The 604-nt window shown below is 84.3% G+C and carries 1 protein-coding gene; it reads left to right on the forward strand.

Going from position 1 to position 604, the window contains the following annotated elements; translation table 11 throughout:
- Nucleotides 1–245 precede the first annotated feature (245 nt).
- Nucleotides 246–530 carry a hypothetical protein gene (locus tag ACRYMY_RS19660; RefSeq protein ID WP_432548900.1) on the forward strand — a complete coding sequence of 95 codons (285 nt, stop codon included), beginning with the start codon at nucleotides 246–248 and terminating at the stop codon, nucleotides 528–530.
- The last annotated feature ends 74 nt before the right edge of the window (nucleotides 531–604 follow it).

Consider the following 604-nt stretch of genomic DNA (forward strand, 5'->3'; position numbering starts at 1 on the left):
CCCACGCCGCGCGCGGCGCCGCCGCCCCCCCCCCCCCCCCCCCCCCCCCCCCCCCCCCCCCCCCCCCCCCCCCCCCCCCCCCCCCCCCCCCCCCCCCCCCCCCCCCCCCCCCCCCGCCGCAGCGCTGGGAGCGGATCGAGAGCACGACGAGCACCTTCGCCGCCCGGGTCGGTGCGCTGCGCCAGGACGAGCGCCTGCTGGCGCTGTGCGCGTGGTCCGGCGGCGACTTCGACGTCACCACCTGCATGACCCTGGCGGGCCGCCCCCGCTTCTCGGTGCGCGACCTCGTCGTGCACCACCCCACCGACGACCCCGTGCCCGCGCACGTGGCCGCGGCGCGGCACGCCTACCTGGCGGCGCTGCGCCTGGCGGTGGACGCGCGGGCGCTGCGCCGGCCCTCGCGGCGGCGCGCGCTGCTGGGCGCGCGGCCCGTGCTGGCCACGCACGGCGAGGAGGGCTGGGTGGCCCCCGGCGACTGGGAGGGGCTGGCCGAGAGCACCCGGCGCTGGGCCGCCGGCGCCCTCGCCTGACAGCGCGCCGGGCGCGCGCCGGCACCGCACGACGACGGCGCCCCACCCTCCGCGGGGGAGGCGGAGCCGGCAGC

The organism is Kineococcus haloalkalitolerans (assembly GCF_050871905.1).
In the GTDB taxonomy this organism is placed as follows: domain Bacteria; phylum Actinomycetota; class Actinomycetes; order Actinomycetales; family Kineococcaceae; genus Kineococcus.